At 68.4% G+C, this 13,570-nt stretch carries 15 protein-coding genes and 1 riboswitch; of the genes, 8 read left to right on the top strand and 7 right to left on the bottom strand.

All coding sequences use genetic code 11. From position 1 onward, the window contains the following. Window positions 1–82 precede the first annotated feature (82 nt). Together FHW78_RS12645 and FHW78_RS12650 are read right to left on the bottom strand one after the other, a co-directional pair. Complete coding sequence (locus FHW78_RS12645; protein ID WP_183640831.1) at window positions 83–289, bottom strand: twin transmembrane helix small protein; 207 nt, start codon at window positions 287–289, stop codon at window positions 83–85. A gap of 28 nt (window positions 290–317) precedes the next feature. After that, window positions 318–641 carry a hypothetical protein gene (locus tag FHW78_RS12650; protein WP_183640833.1) on the bottom strand — a complete coding sequence of 108 codons (324 nt, stop codon included), beginning with the start codon at window positions 639–641 and terminating at the stop codon, window positions 318–320. Between the two features lie 140 nt (window positions 642–781). Here FHW78_RS12650 and FHW78_RS12655 point away from each other — a divergent pair, with 140 nt between their 5' ends. Together FHW78_RS12655 and dinB are read left to right on the top strand one after the other, a co-directional pair. After that, complete coding sequence (locus FHW78_RS12655) at window positions 782–2,218, top strand: PLP-dependent aminotransferase family protein (protein WP_183640835.1); 1,437 nt, start codon at window positions 782–784, stop codon at window positions 2,216–2,218. Between the two features lie 216 nt (window positions 2,219–2,434). Next, entirely contained in the window at window positions 2,435–3,505 is a 1,071-nt protein-coding gene (gene dinB, locus FHW78_RS12660) for a DNA polymerase IV (protein WP_183640837.1), read from the top strand. 306 nt (window positions 3,506–3,811) lie between these two features. On the opposite strand, the gene btuB is transcribed toward dinB, so the two are convergent. Then, window positions 3,812–5,647 (bottom strand): TonB-dependent vitamin B12 receptor, encoded by a 1,836-nt coding sequence (btuB, locus tag FHW78_RS12665; RefSeq protein WP_183640839.1) that lies wholly within the window; start codon window positions 5,645–5,647, stop codon window positions 3,812–3,814. A gap of 125 nt (window positions 5,648–5,772) precedes the next feature. Next, a riboswitch (cobalamin riboswitch) is annotated at window positions 5,773–6,013 on the bottom strand. Between the two features lie 168 nt (window positions 6,014–6,181). On the opposite strand from btuB, the gene cobT reads away from it, so the two are divergent. Genes cobT through cobS form a run of 3 tightly spaced genes read left to right on the top strand, consistent with a single transcriptional unit; the run spans window position 6,182 to window position 8,582 of the window. Then, window positions 6,182–7,246, top strand: coding sequence for a nicotinate-nucleotide--dimethylbenzimidazole phosphoribosyltransferase (gene cobT, locus FHW78_RS12670; protein ID WP_183640841.1), 1,065 nt, complete (start codon window positions 6,182–6,184; stop codon window positions 7,244–7,246). Next, window positions 7,243–7,839: a histidine phosphatase family protein gene (locus FHW78_RS12675; RefSeq protein WP_183640843.1), complete on the top strand. Its 597-nt coding sequence runs from the start codon at window positions 7,243–7,245 to the stop codon at window positions 7,837–7,839. The genes cobT and FHW78_RS12675 overlap by 4 nt, the downstream gene beginning before the upstream one ends. Then, window positions 7,836–8,582, top strand: a complete 747-nt coding sequence (cobS, locus tag FHW78_RS12680; RefSeq protein WP_183640845.1) for an adenosylcobinamide-GDP ribazoletransferase — start codon at window positions 7,836–7,838, stop codon at window positions 8,580–8,582. Before FHW78_RS12675 ends, cobS begins: the two co-directional genes overlap by 4 nt. Before the next feature lie 6 nt (window positions 8,583–8,588). On the opposite strand, the gene FHW78_RS12685 is transcribed toward cobS, so the two are convergent. Further along, on the bottom strand, window positions 8,589–8,972 hold the full coding sequence (locus tag FHW78_RS12685; protein ID WP_141454604.1) for a TfoX/Sxy family protein: 384 nt from the start codon (window positions 8,970–8,972) through the stop codon (window positions 8,589–8,591). A 2-nt stretch (window positions 8,973–8,974) separates the two neighbouring features. Further along, complete coding sequence (locus FHW78_RS12690; RefSeq protein WP_183640847.1) at window positions 8,975–9,460, bottom strand: GAF domain-containing protein; 486 nt, start codon at window positions 9,458–9,460, stop codon at window positions 8,975–8,977. 195 nt (window positions 9,461–9,655) lie between these two features. On the opposite strand from FHW78_RS12690, the gene bioD reads away from it, so the two are divergent. Further along, the gene (gene bioD / locus FHW78_RS12695; RefSeq protein ID WP_183641407.1) at window positions 9,656–10,324 is read left to right on the top strand and encodes a dethiobiotin synthase; all 669 of its coding nucleotides are present in this window, start codon (window positions 9,656–9,658) and stop codon (window positions 10,322–10,324) included. A gap of 192 nt (window positions 10,325–10,516) precedes the next feature. On the opposite strand, the gene FHW78_RS12700 is transcribed toward bioD, so the two are convergent. Together FHW78_RS12700 and queD are read right to left on the bottom strand one after the other, a co-directional pair. Further along, window positions 10,517–10,912: a phasin family protein gene (locus FHW78_RS12700; protein WP_183640850.1), complete on the bottom strand. Its 396-nt coding sequence runs from the start codon at window positions 10,910–10,912 to the stop codon at window positions 10,517–10,519. 322 nt (window positions 10,913–11,234) lie between these two features. Next, window positions 11,235–11,588: a 6-carboxytetrahydropterin synthase QueD gene (gene queD / locus FHW78_RS12705; RefSeq protein WP_141454267.1), complete on the bottom strand. Its 354-nt coding sequence runs from the start codon at window positions 11,586–11,588 to the stop codon at window positions 11,235–11,237. A 181-nt stretch (window positions 11,589–11,769) separates the two neighbouring features. On the opposite strand from queD, the gene FHW78_RS12710 reads away from it, so the two are divergent. Next, window positions 11,770–12,567: a DUF4198 domain-containing protein gene (locus FHW78_RS12710; protein ID WP_183640852.1), complete on the top strand. Its 798-nt coding sequence runs from the start codon at window positions 11,770–11,772 to the stop codon at window positions 12,565–12,567. A 31-nt stretch (window positions 12,568–12,598) separates the two neighbouring features. Continuing rightward, the gene (locus tag FHW78_RS12715; protein WP_183640854.1) at window positions 12,599–13,510 is read left to right on the top strand and encodes an EF-hand domain-containing protein; all 912 of its coding nucleotides are present in this window, start codon (window positions 12,599–12,601) and stop codon (window positions 13,508–13,510) included. Window positions 13,511–13,570: the final 60 nt, after the last annotated feature.

Here is a 13,570-nt window from a genome sequence, read left to right on the forward strand (position 1 = left end):
GGATCGAAATCGGCATGGCGCCGCTTCTTGACGCGATGCCCGGACGAGGTGGCGTGTCGAACGCCACCCGCTGGCGACGAAATCAGTTCAGCACGCCGTGCGGCTGGATCCAGCCGCTGGCGATGCCGATCATCACTATCACGATCAGCGCCACGGAGAAGCCGATGCGCCGGGTCAGCGCGTTGACGGTGCGTTTGCTGCCGCCGGTGTCGACCAGCATGTAGTACAGGCCGGCGCCGAGGTTGTAGATGATGATGCCGAGAAAGCCGAGGACGAGCAGGAGTTTCATGGACGTGGTCCGGTGAAGTGGGCGAGCGTCAGCGGGCGCGCGCGGGGGAAGCGGGCATGCACCAGGCCCGCACGGTGATGGCGAGGGTCATCACCATCAGGAACAGGCCGTAGGCGACGGAGGTGGCGAGCACCTGTTTCCAGATCGCGCCGGCATTGGGATCGGCGTTGAGGAAACCCCAGTGCATGCCCCAGGCCGACAGCGCGGTGGCCAGCACCAGCGCGATGGTGTCGAACAGGCGCCGGCCGGTACCGCGCGGTTGGCGCGGGTAGATCCAGTACAGCGCGGCCAGGATCGCGAACCAGGGCAGGAACAGGATCAGGGCCAGATTGAGTTCGACCTGCGCGTTCATGGAGTCGGGGCTTGCGGGAAGGAGAAGTCTGGAGGGGATCCTAGGCATTGCGGAGCAGTTGTCCAAGAATCAGAATCCTTGCCAGAAAACCGGATCAGATTTGACGCCATGTCGGTAACCGGTTGATTTGGAAGGCTCCCATGAAGCGCTACGAATCCCTGGCCGAGGACATCGCCCGCTCCATCCGTGACGGCCTGCTGCGGCCGGGCCAGCGGCTGCCGTCGGTGCGCCAGACCAGTGCCCGCCGCAAGGTCAGTCCGGCCACGGTGTTCCAGGCCTATTACCTGCTGGAAGCGCGCGGCCTGATCCGCTCGCGCCCGCGCTCGGGTTACTACGTGGCCGATGACGCGCGGCCATTGCCGCCGGAGCCCGAGCGCGCCTCGCAGCCAGCCGATGGCGCGCGGCCGGTGGACGTCAGCGAACTGGTGTTCGAGGTGCTGGAATCGGCGATGGTCCACGACGTGGTGCCGCTGGGTTCGGCGTTTCCCAGCCCGCTGCTGTATCCGCTGGACAAACTGGGCCGGGCCATGGCCGGCGCCGCGCAATCGCTGGATCCGTGGAGCACGGTGGACGATCTGACCCCCGGCAAGATCCAGCTGCGCCGGCAGATCGCGCTGCGCTACCTGATCGCCGGCGTGCAGGTGTCGGCCGACGAGATCGTCATCACCAACGGCGCGCTGGAAGCGTTGAACCTGTGCCTGCAGGCGGTCACCCGGCCCGGCGATACGGTGGTGGTGGAATCGCCCTGTTTCTATGCCGCCCTGCAGGCGCTGGAACGGCATGGCCTGCACGCGCTGGAGGTGCCCACCCATCCGCGCGAAGGCATCGATCTGGACGCGCTGGCGCAGGCCATCGAACGCCATCGTCCGCGCGCCTGCTGGCTGATGACCAGTTTCCAGAATCCGCTGGGCTGCACCCTGCCGGACGAGAAGAAGCGGGCGCTGGTGGACCTGCTCGATCGTCACGATATCCCGCTGATCGAGGACGACGTCTACGCGGAGCTGTATTTCGGCGAACGCCGCCCGCCGCCGGCCAAGGCGTTCGACCTCGGCGGACGGGTGCTGCATTGCGGATCGTTCTCCAAGAGCCTGGCGCCGGGCTATCGGGTGGGCTGGGTGGCGCCGGGTCGCTACCGGCGCGAGATCGCCCATCACAAGCTGACGTTCTCGCTGGCAACCTCGGCGCCCAGCCAGCTCGGCCTGGCCGTGTACCTGGAAAAGGGTGGCTACGAGCGCCACCTGCGGCGCCTGCGCAAGACGCTGGAACGGCAGCAGCAGGAATACATGGGCGCGATCGCCCGGCACTTCCCCGAGGGCACGCGGATGACCCGGCCGCAGGGCGGCTACTTCCTGTGGGTGGAACTGCCGTCGCAGGTCGATGCGCTGGCCCTGCACCGGCAGGCGCTCGCCCAGGGCATCAGCCTCGCGCCCGGACCGATGTTCTCCGCCAGCCGCGCCTTCCGCCACTGCATCCGCCTCAACTACGGCCATCCGCTGGACGCACGCGCCGAACAGGCCATCACGACTCTGGGCACGCTGGCCACCGCCTTCCTGTCCCCACCTGTGGGAGCGACGTAAGTCGCGAGCTTTTCCCTCAGCGGACGATTCCGGCCATCGCGACTGACGTCGCTCCCACAAGGAAAAATTCTCAAATCCTTGGCCCTGCCATCCATAACCCCACTTGTGGGAGCGACGTCAGTCGCGAGTTTTTCCTCAGGGTAAGGTTCCCGCCATTGCAACCGACATCGCTCCCACAGGAAAAGAGGGCGGCAGGACTCTTACAATACCGCCGGCATGCGCAAGATCATCCATATCGACATGGACGCGTTCTACGCGTCGGTGGAGCAGCGCGACGATCCGTCGTTGCGCGGCAAGCCGGTGATCGTGGCCTGGCGCGGCGCGCGTTCGGTGGTGTGCGCGGCCTCCTACGAGGCGCGTACCTTCGGCGTGCGCTCGGCGATGCCGGCGGTGCGCGCCGAACGGCTGTGTCCGGACGGCATCTTCGTGCCGCCGGACTTCACGCGCTACAAGGCGGTGTCGCGGCAGGTGCGCGAGATCTTCCTGCGCCAGACCGATCTGGTCGAACCGCTGTCGCTGGACGAAGCCTACCTGGACGTGACCGCGCCCAAGACCGACCTGCCTTCGGCCACCGCCATCGCCGAGGCCGTGCGCGCGCAGATCCGCGAGGAAACCGCGCTGACCGCCTCCGCCGGGGTGGCGCCGAACAAGTTCCTCGCCAAGATCGCCTCGGACTGGCGCAAGCCGGACGGCCTGTTCGTGATCAAGCCGGGTCAGGTGGACGCCTTCCTCATCCCGCTGCCGGTGGAGCGGATTCCCGGCGTCGGCAAGGTGATGCTGGGCAAGCTGCACGCGATGGGCATCCGCACCGTGGGCGAACTGCGCGAGTGGTCGCAGATCGAACTGGAACAGCGCTTCGGCAGTTTCGGCGGCAGCCTGTTCCGGCGTGCGCGCGGCGTCGACGAGCGCCCGGTGGAACCGGATCAGCCGGTGCAGTCGATTTCCGCCGAGGACACCTTCGAGCGCGACGTGCCGCTGGCGGACATCGGCGAGGCGGTGCGGCGCCTGGCCGGCAAGACCTGGGAAGCGACCCGCAAGACCGATCGCGTCGGCCGCACCGTGGTGCTGAAGCTGAAGACCGCGCAGTTCCGCATCCTCACCCGCAGCTTCACCCCAGAAGCGCCGCCGGCCACCCTCGAGGAGTTCACCGCCATCGCGCTGGCCCTGCGCGAACGCGTGGACCTGCCGGCCGACACCCTGTACCGGCTGGTCGGCGTGGGCCTGTCCGGCTTCCGCGATCGCGAGGATGTCGTCGAGCAGCCCGGGCTGTTTGAAGACGCCTCGTAACCTGGATTTTTCCTTGTGGGAGCGACGTGAGTCGCGAGCTCTTCCGGAGTTTCCGGCTTTCCGGTATCGCGACTAGGTCGCTCCCACAAGGGAGAAAGGCAACAAGGCGCCCGGCACTCGCGGTCGAGCAGCAAGGATTGTTCGATAAATCTCCGTAACCCGGATGTCTCCCTGTGGGAGCGACGTGAGTCGCGAGCTTTTCCGGAGTTTCCGGCTTTCCGGTATCGCGACTTACGTCGCTCCCACAAGGGAGGGATGGCAAAAAAGAAAAAGCCCGGCGTCTGCCGGGCTTTTTCATGCACGCAATCAGCGCTTGGGCTGGTAGCGCAGGCTCAGGCCGTATTCGCGACCGGGCTGGTTGTACCAGGCGATGGTTTCGTATTCGCGGTCGAACACGTTGTCGACCTTGGCCAGCAACGTCCATTCCGGGGTGACCGCGTATTCCAGCCGCAGGTCGGCGGTGGCGAAGCCGCCCAGGCGGGTGGCATTGGTCAGCTCGTCGTAGCGGTAGCCTGCGCCATTGACGGTCGCGCCGACGCGGAAGTCGCCGAACGCGCGATCCACGTCGATGCGACCGGTGTTGCGCGCGCGGCGCGGCAGCAGCTTGTCGTTGTTGCTGGCGCTGCGGTTGCGCGGGTCGGTGTGGCTGAGCTGGGCGGAGAGATCCCAGCCGGCCAGGGTGACGTCGACGGTGAACTCGGCGCCGCGGATGCGGGCCTCGTCCACCTGCACCATCGCGAAACTGCTGCCGTCATAGGTGATCAGATCATCGATGCGGGTCTCGTACAGATCCAGCGCCCAGCGCCAGGCGTCGCCGTTCTGGGCGATACCGACATTGAGGCTCTTCGATTTCTCCGGCTCCAGGTCGCGGTTGCCGCTCCACGGGTCGTACAGATCGCTGAAGGTCGGCGCCTTGAAACCGGTGCCGTAGGTTGCGCTGAGCTTGAAGCCGCGCCCGAAGCTCATGCCCCAGCCGAGGTTGCCGGTGGTGTGGTTGCCGAATTGCTCGTTGTCGTCGTTGCGCACGCTGGCCTGCAACTGGTGGGCGCCGAACTTGCCCTGGTACTCGACGAAGCCGGCGGTGTTGCGGCGGCTGTCGGCGGCGTAGTCGGTGGTGCTGTCGAGATGGTCGATGTACCAATCCGCGCCGACGGTCAGCAACTGATCCTGGCCCAGGCCGATGTCGGCCTGCGCGCTGGCGGTGTTGCGGTGGGTGTTGTGGGTGCTGTCGTGATCGACTTCGTTGCGGTAGTTGTCGGTCTCGTTGTCGCTGCGGCCGACGTTGACGGTCAGGGCGAAGCGGTCGGTCGGCACGTAGCGGACCTTGCCATTCAACACCTGCTGCACGTTCTCGGTGTAGTTGTAGTAGCCGTCGTACCGGTTCGCGCCTTCGGCGCGCAGCGCGCTGGCCTCGGCGGTCAGCGTGTCGGTCAGCTTGTAGCCGCCGCGCAGGCTGGCCGAGACGTTGCGGTAGCCGTCGCGATCCGGTTCGTCCGCATAGCAGCCCTTGAACAGCGTGGCCGAACCCCGGCAGGCATTGATGCCGTCGGTGCGCTGGTAGGAAGCATCCGCACCGAACCAGCCGCGTTCGCCGCCGCCACCGAAACCGGCGCTGGCCTGGCGCAGGCCGTTGCTGCCGCCGCCAATCTGGAAGTGCGGCGCGTAGGTGCCCTGGTTGCGGCGGGTGAAGATCTGGATCACGCCGCCGATCGCCTCGGAGCCGTACAGGCTGGAGTTCGGGCCGCGCACGATCTCGATGCGATCGATCTGCGCCAGCGGCAGATCCGGGATGGCGGCGGCGGCGAAGTCGGCCGAGTTCACCCGCACGCCGTCGATCAGCACCAGGGTGTGGCTGGAGTTGGTGCCGCGCAGGAACAGCGAGGTCTGCTTGCCCGGGCCACCAGCATTGGTCAGGTTGATGCCGGCGCGGCCGCGCAGCAGATCCTGCAGCGAGGTCGCCTGGCTGCGCTCGATGTCGGCGCGATCGATGACCTGCGCCGGCGCCAGGCTGTCTTCCAGCGCGATCGCGGTGCGGGTGCTGGTGACGACGACTTCGTCCAGTTCGGTGGCGGCGTCCTGGGCGAGCGCCAGGCCCGGCAGCGCCAGGGTGACGGCCAGGGACAGGGTACGGATAGGTGGCATTGCAATCGGCTCCATGCGCCGCGCGCTCCCGCGCGGCATAACGAGGGGAGGCGGCAACGCGGGAACGGGAAGACAGCGGAAACGGCCGTACGCACGGCGCTCGCCGCCGCAACGCCCGCCGCGTCGCAACCAGTCGTCTTTCGGGCCGGTCTCCGGGCTTGCGAGCGCGATGGCGGCACCATCGCCGGCCAGGGCGCCTTCCCGTGCGGATGCACAGTGGCGTATGCCCTGTCCTGGCTCGCTTACCGTTGCGGGGGCAGCGCCGGAATCACCCGCAGCGCCGGGATGGCGTGCGCGGGTTCACCGGCTTCCCGTTTCAACCCGGGGCGGAATCGTCCGCGGGTCACCAGAAAGCGCGGCGATCCTACCAGATACCGGTCTGGCGGATGCCGAGCCTGTGGATGGGCGGGCCGCGCCCGGGCGGCAGCGCGCATCGATGGAAAGCGGGCAAGACAAGGCATGCATCGGGGCGGACGGGGATGGGCGCGAGGCCTCCCGTAGAATCCCGGTTCCCTCGCCGCAAGAAATCGCCTCGTGTCTTCCGACTGGATCCTCGCCGATTGCCGGCAACCTTCCCCCGAACACGCCGAACGCGCGCGCGCGCGCCAGGATCAGCTGACCAAGCCGCAGGGCTCGCTGGGCCGCATCGAGACCCTGGCGGTGGAACTGGCGGCGCTGCAACGCGCCGATCGTCCGACGCTGGCACGGGTGCCGGTGATCGTGTTCGCCGGCGATCACGGCGTGGTCGCCCAGGGCGTGTCGGCGTTTCCGTCCGAGGTGACGGTGCAGATGCTGCACAACTTCGCCCACGGCGGCGCCGCGATCTCGGTGCTGGCGCGCGAACTCGGTCTGCCGCTGCGGCTGGTGGATGCCGGCACCCGCGGCAGCCAGCCCATCGCCGGCGTGCACGCCGACAAGCCCTGCCTGGGCACCCGCGACTTCAGCGTGGAAGCGGCGATGGGCGAGGATGAACTCGCGCATGCGCTGGCGGCGGGCAGGCGCGCGGTGGAAGCGGCCGGCGACGCCGATCTGTTCGTGTTCGGCGAAATGGGCATCGGCAACACCACCGCGGCCAGCGCGTTGGCCTGCGCGCTGGCGGACCTGCCGCTGGAGGAACTGGTCGGCGCGGGTACCGGATTGCAGGGCGATCGGATTGCGCACAAGCAACGGGTGATCGCGGACGCGCTTGCATTGCACCGTCCGCACATCGCCGCGCACCCGCAGCCCGCGCGCGAGGCGCTGCGTCGTGTCGGTGGATTGGAAATCGCCGCGATGGCCGGCGCGATGATCGCCGCCGCCCAGCGGGGCGTACCGGTGCTGGTGGACGGTTTCATCGTCTCGGCCGCGGCATTGGCGGCGGTCCGCCTGCAACCCCAGGCGCGGCCATGGCTGCTGTTCTCGCACCAGTCCGCCGAGCGCGGCCACGCGCGCGTGCTGGCCGCGCTGGAAGCGCGCCCGCTGCTGCAACTGGATCTGCGCCTGGGCGAAGGCAGCGGCGCCGCGCTGGCGGTGCCGCTGCTGCGACTGGCCTGCGCGCTGCACGCCGGCATGGCCACCTTCGCCGAAGCCGCGGTTTCCGGACGCGACGAGACGCCATGATCCTCGACCTGGTGCGCCACGCCTCGACCGGACGCGTCGGTCATTTCGATGGCCGCACCGATCCGCCGCTACTGCCGGGCGCCGCCGACGCGGTCTGCGGCGGTTGCACGGGCATTGCCTGGTCACGGGTGATCAGTTCGCCACGCCAGCGTGCGCTGCATACCGCGCAGGCGCTGGCCGCCGCGCAGGCGTTGCCGGTGGACATCGCCGATGACTGGGCGGAGTGGGATTTCGGCGACTGGGACGGTCGCCATCGCGACACCCTTGCGGCAGACCCGCACTCGCAGCGCGCCTTGCAGGATTTCTACCGGGATCCCGGCGCGCATCCGCCGCCCAACGCCGAACCCTGGGCCGGCTTCGAAGCACGCGTCGGTCGCGGCCTGCGCGCGCTGGCGCGACGCGAAGACACCTCGCCCGCGCTGGTGGTCAGCCATGCCGGCCCGTTGCGACTGGCGCTGGCGCTGGCCTGCGGCCTGCCGCTGGCGTCGCTGTGGGCGGTGCGCATCGATTACGGCACCCGCCTGCGCCTGCGCGTGCAGATCGATGACCGGGATCAGCTGTGGGGCGAACTGATCGAGGTGCGACAGGCATGAGCATGCGCAAGCTGATCCTGGCGGTGCAGTTCCTGACCCGCCTGCCCACCCCGCAGCTGCGCGACTTCCGCGAGGAAGAACTGAGCCGCACGGCGGTGTATTTCCCGCTGGTGGGCGTGCTGATCGGCGTGTTGGTGGCGCTGCCGCTGTGGGCGCTGGACGCGCGCCCGTGGCTGGCCGGCCTGCTGGCCTTGCTGGCCTGGGTGTGGGTCACCGGCGCATTGCACCTGGACGGGCTGGGCGACGTGGCCGACGCCTTCGGTGCCGCGCATCGCGATCCGCAGCGCTTCCTGGAAGTGCTGAAGGATCCGCACATGGGCGTGTTCGGCGTGGTCACCGTGGTCATGCAGGTGCTGGCCAAGTTCGTGCTGCTGGCCGAACTGGCCGATGGCGCGTGGCTGTGGGGCGTGCTGCTGGTACCTGCGTGGGCGCGCTGGGCCACCACGCTGTTGTGGAGCCGCTGGTTGCCGCCGCTGCATGCGGGCATGGCCGAGCGCTTCGCCTGGTACCGCAACGAAGGCGCGTACTGGGATTGGGCGTGGGGCGTGGCGCTGGCGGCGATCAGCCTGTGGCTGGCGCCGCCGTTGCTGGTGTGCCTGCTGCTGGCACCGTTGACCGCGTGGTACTGGAAGCGCCGCCTCGGCGGCATCTCCGGCGACTGCCTCGGCGCCAGCACCGAGGTGCTGGAAACGCTGCTGCTGTTGGCGCTGGCGCTCGCGCCGGCGGCGTGGCGCCTGTCCTGAGGCGGATCAGTCGTCCTGTTCGCCGCCGCCCGGCGAGTCGAACAGGTTCATCGAAGGCGCGCTGCCTTCATCTTCCTGCCCATGGGTGGTGGTGGTCACCGGCGCGGCTGCCGGACGGCCACGGGGCGGCGGCAGCAGCGCGGCGGCGGCGTCGTAGGCCACCAGCAGTTCGCTGCGGCGTTCCTCCGGCAGGTGCTGCCAATGGCAGTCCAGCAGTGCGCCTTCCAGCGCGTACAGCAGGTTGAGGCTGGGACGGAAACCGGCGCGCTTGACCCGCATGAAGGCTTCCACCGAACCGGCCGCCACCAGATCCTCCTGCGTGCGCAGGCCGACCTGGCGCAGCCAGGCCGCCGATTTGGGACCGATATTGCGCATCTTCGCGGTGCTGATGCTCATGCCAGCGTCTCCACGTAGATGGCGGCGATGGCTTCCAGCCCGCGTTGATCTTCCTCGTCGAAACGCGCCAACCGCGGGCTGTCCAGATCCAGCACGCCGATCAGGCGATCGCCCTTGACCAGCGGCACCACCAGTTCCGAGCGCGAGGCGCTGTCGCAGGCGATATGGCCGGGGAAGGCCTCCACGTCTTCCACCCGCTGGGTCTGGCGGGTGCGCGCGGCCGCGCCGCACACGCCCTTGTCCAGGGCGATGCGCACGCAGGCGGGCAGGCCCTGGAAAGGACCGACCACCAGTTCGGTGCCGTCGTGGAAATAGAAACCGGCCCAGTTGAGATCCGGCAGCGCGTGGTAGACCAGCGCCGACAGGTTGGCGGCGTTGGCGACGTGGTCGCTTTCGCCGCTGAGCAGGGCGCGCGCCTGGGCGGCCAGCTGCGCGTATTGTTCCGGTTTGCTGCCGGTCAGGGTCTGGCTGGTGAAGGACATCACTGGATTCTAGCCCGAACCCGCGAGGGGGCCGGTGCGCCGGGAATGGTTGGATTGATGAAGACAACGTGATGACCGGCCAAAACAGGACGCGCCGGCGTCGGAATGTCCCGCTGGCACGCGGCTGCCTTCGCCGGACCGGCCCGCTACGATGGGCGGCCACGCGCCGACGGGGCGCATTGCCACAGGAAACGGATGCACAGCTTCTTCGTCACCGGCACCGATACCGGGGCCGGCAAGACCTTCGCCAGCAGCAGCCTGCTATATGCCCTGCGTGGTCGGGGCCTTCGCGCGGTCGGGATGAAACCGGTCGCCAGCGGCTGCGAACGCACCGTGGACGGTTGGCGCAACGAGGATGCGCTGGCGTTGCTGGCTGCCAGCGACCCGCGTCCGGCCTATGCCGATCTCAATCCTTATGCGTTGCCCGCGCCGCTCGCCCCGGAGATCGCCGCGCGGGAAGCCGGCGTGGTCCTGGCGTTGCCGCCGATCGTGGATGCCTTCCAGCGGTTGCGGGCGCAGGCGGACGTGGTGGTGGTGGAAGGCGTGGGCGGCTGGGCGGCGCCGCTGTCGGCGTCGCTGGATCAGGTCGACCTGGTGCGCGCGCTGCGCCTGCCGGTGGTGCTGGTGGTGGGCATGCGGCTGGGTTGCCTCAACCATGCGCGGCTGACCGCGCGCGCCATCCGTGCCGACGGTGCGGAGCTGATCGGCTGGATCGCCAGCGAAGTGGATCCGGAGATGGCGCGGCGGGACGAGAACTTCGAACTGCTGAAGGCGCGCATCGATGCGCCGTGCTGGGGGCGGTTGATGCATGCCGCGCCGGTGGATCCGGCGGTGGGGGCGGGGCGGTTGGTGTTGCCGGGGTGATGGGGAGTGTGGGGTTTTAGGGGTGTTGGTTTGCCGCCCAAAGCGCCCCCATCCGCCCTTCGGGCACCTTCCCCCGCGGGCGGGGGAAGGATTCGCTCAAAGAAAAGGCCCGGCAGCGGGGAGGCGCTGGCCGGGCCGGATTGCGCGGCGGGAGGGGAGTCCGCGCAATGTAGAGAGAACTTTGAAGCGGTATTACTTGGCGGCCTTGGCAGCCTTGGTCGCCTTGGCCACGGTGGCCTGGACGTTGTCGGTGGCAGCTTCGTACTGGGACTTGGCCAGCTGGCCGAAGGCTTCACCGGTCTTCAGCGCCAGACCGAACACTTCCTGGCCGGCGGCGACGAGGCGCTCGGTGTTGTCCTTGGCGATCTGCACGCCCTTCGGCCACAGGGTCTTGTAGCTGTCGAGATCACGCACTTCGGCCAGCTCGCCGAAGAAGGCGGTGGTGGCGTCGACGTTCTTCTCGAAGGTCTTCAGCTGGACGCCGAAGATGGTCTCGGCGCTTTCCAGGGCCAGACGGTTCGCGCGGGCAGCGGCCGCCGCGAACTGGTGCGTGTAGGTGCTGAACTGCTCGTTGAACTGTGCGGACATGGTGCACTCCAAAAGGGAATACGAGGATGTTGCGGCGCAGCATATCGAGGTCTTTGTTGCGGTGCAATAACAGGCGTATGGTTTTCCGACGAACGGTCAGTCCCCGTTAAAAATCAGCGGTTTGCGGGACAAAGCTGAACAGGGGGAGGCGAGGACGGGAAGCCACGGTTGCGCGGGAAACGGGCGTGCACAGGCGCACCGCCACGGTGCAAACGTTTTCTTCCGGGTTTCCAAGGGTTCGCGTGGTCGGCGAGGCCAGCCGTTTTCGACCATGCGATACGGTGCCCCTACCCAGCGACCGGCCTGTGGCCGGTCCGGGCGCTCAGCCGCGATAACGACTGCCGGCGGTGCAGGTTTCGTGGACCACGACTTCGCTCAGGCCGGGCAGGGCGGGCTTGAGCTGTTCCCAGATCCACGCGGCCAGGCGCTCGCTGGTCGGGTTCTCCAGACCGGGAATATCGTTGAGGTAGTGGTGATCCAGGCGGTCGTAGATCGGCTTGAACGCGGCCTTGATGTCGGCGAAGTCCATCACCCAGCCGGTGTGCGGATCGATGTCGCCGGAAACGTGCAGTTCCACCCGGAACGAATGGCCGTGCAGGCGCGCACACTTGTGCCCCTCCGGCACGTTGGGCAGGCGGTGCGCGGCTTCCAGGGTGAAGATCTTGAAAATATCCATGCGCGTATTGTCCGCTGCGGCGCATGAAGGCGGCAAATCCGGCGTCGCCCGCTGTGTCGGGCTTCTTTCGGAAATCCATCTTCACTGGATTGTAACGATTCGCATTTGCATCTAAGATGCGCCCGGCAGCCAGCAGCCGTCCCCGGTTCCGCCAGCGATTCCGTCCCCTCAGGAACCGACGATGAAACCGCTGACCCTGCTGACCGGCGCGCTCGCCTGGGCCGCCTTCGCGACCGCCTCCGCCCACACGCCCTATCTCTCGCCCAGCAACTTCGCCCCGCAGGCCGGCGAAACGCTGGCGCTCGACGCCGCCTTCGCCGAAACCTTCTTCGTGCCCGAAGCCGCGTTCGACAACAGCCGCTTCGTGATCATCGGGCCGGACGGCGCCAGCGCCGCGCCGGACACGGTACAGGTGTTCAAGACCCGCGTGGTCGCCGAGCACCGCATGCCGCAGGGCAAGGGCACCTACCGGTTCAGCACCGGGCCGCGCCTGGGCGCGCTGTTCCGCACCTGGGAAGCCGGCGGCAAGCGCGAGAGTTCGCGCGATCCGGCGGTGAAGATCCCGGCCGGCGCCAAGATCCTGTCCAATTTCCAGTCACTTACCCTGGCCGAGACCTACGTCAGCATCGGCGCGCCGGATACCGCGGCGCTGCGCGCGCGCGGGCAGGGGCTGGAGTTCGTGCCGGTCGATCATCCCAACGATCTGTACGTGGGCGAGTCGTTCGCCTTTGTCGTCCAGCATGACGGCAAGCCGCTGGCCAACCAGCCGGTCGAGATCACCGAGGCGGTCTGGACGTCGGATCGCAAGGCGCAGGTCGTGAACCTGACCACCGACGCCGAAGGCCGGGTGAGTTTTCCATTGCAGCGCGCCGGCACCTGGCTGGCGTTGTCGCGTCATCGCACGCCGGCCCCGGCCGGCGCGCCGGTGGCTGAATACAGCCACAGCTACACCCTGACCTTCCGCGTGCTCGAACCCTGAGCCGCCTTTCCGGATCCGCTGGAGTCCCTCGATGAAAACCGCCTCCCTCACCGGCGCGGTCGCCACCGCGCTGCTGCTTCCCCTCGCCGCCAATGCCTGGCAATCGCGGCCCGCGCGCCCGCTGGTGGTGGGCCACAGCGACAACATCACCGCCTTCATCGCCCAGCATGACGGCAACAGCGATGGTCGCCTGGGCTGGGAGGAATTCGAAGCCTTCCGCCGCCAGCGCTTCGATGCCACCGATGCCAACCGCGACGGCAGCGTGGACGTGGAAGAATACGTGCGCGAGTTCGAAACCCGATCGCGGCAGGCGCGCGAACAGGCACGCGAAAACCAGATCACCCAGACCGGCCGCCGCTTCGAAGCGCTGGATGCGGATCGCGACGGGCGCGTGTCGCGGGCCGAGTTCGACGCTTCCGGCGAACGCGTGTTCGCCGAAGGCCGGAAGGCGCTGGAAATGGAAAACGCCGAACTGGCGAAGAGCGGCGACGCGGCCACCGAACGCGCCGCGCGCGCCGAGCGCAGGCGCAGCCGGATGGAGTTGCCCAGCGCGCATACCGGCGATGGCTTCCTGGCGCGGTACGACGGCAACGGCGACGGCCAGGTCGAACGCGCGGAATTCGATCGCGCCCGCGCCGGACAATTCGAACGCACCGACGCCAACCGGGACGGCGCGCTGGACCGCGAGGAATACCTGACGGAATTCCGCCAGCGCCTGGACCAGCACTACGCCGCGCTGGGTGGCGGTTCGGACAAGCAGACGCGCGTGCGTTTCGCCGCCCTGGACACGGACAAGGATGGCCGGATGACCTTCGCCGAGTACCAGGTGTCCGGTCGGCGCAGTTTCGACGCCGCGGACCGCAACCACGACGGCGTAGTCGACGCGGCCGACGCGGCGTTGCCGCCGCCGGCACGGCCGGCCCGCACCGCCGCGGGACGCTGACAGGCACCGGCATGGGGATGCCGATGAACACCGCATCGCTCCAGGGGATGTCCCCATGCG

The sequence above is a fragment of the Pseudoxanthomonas sp. OG2 genome (assembly GCF_014192765.1).
Lineage (GTDB): Bacteria > Pseudomonadota > Gammaproteobacteria > Xanthomonadales > Xanthomonadaceae > Pseudoxanthomonas_A > Pseudoxanthomonas_A beigongshangi.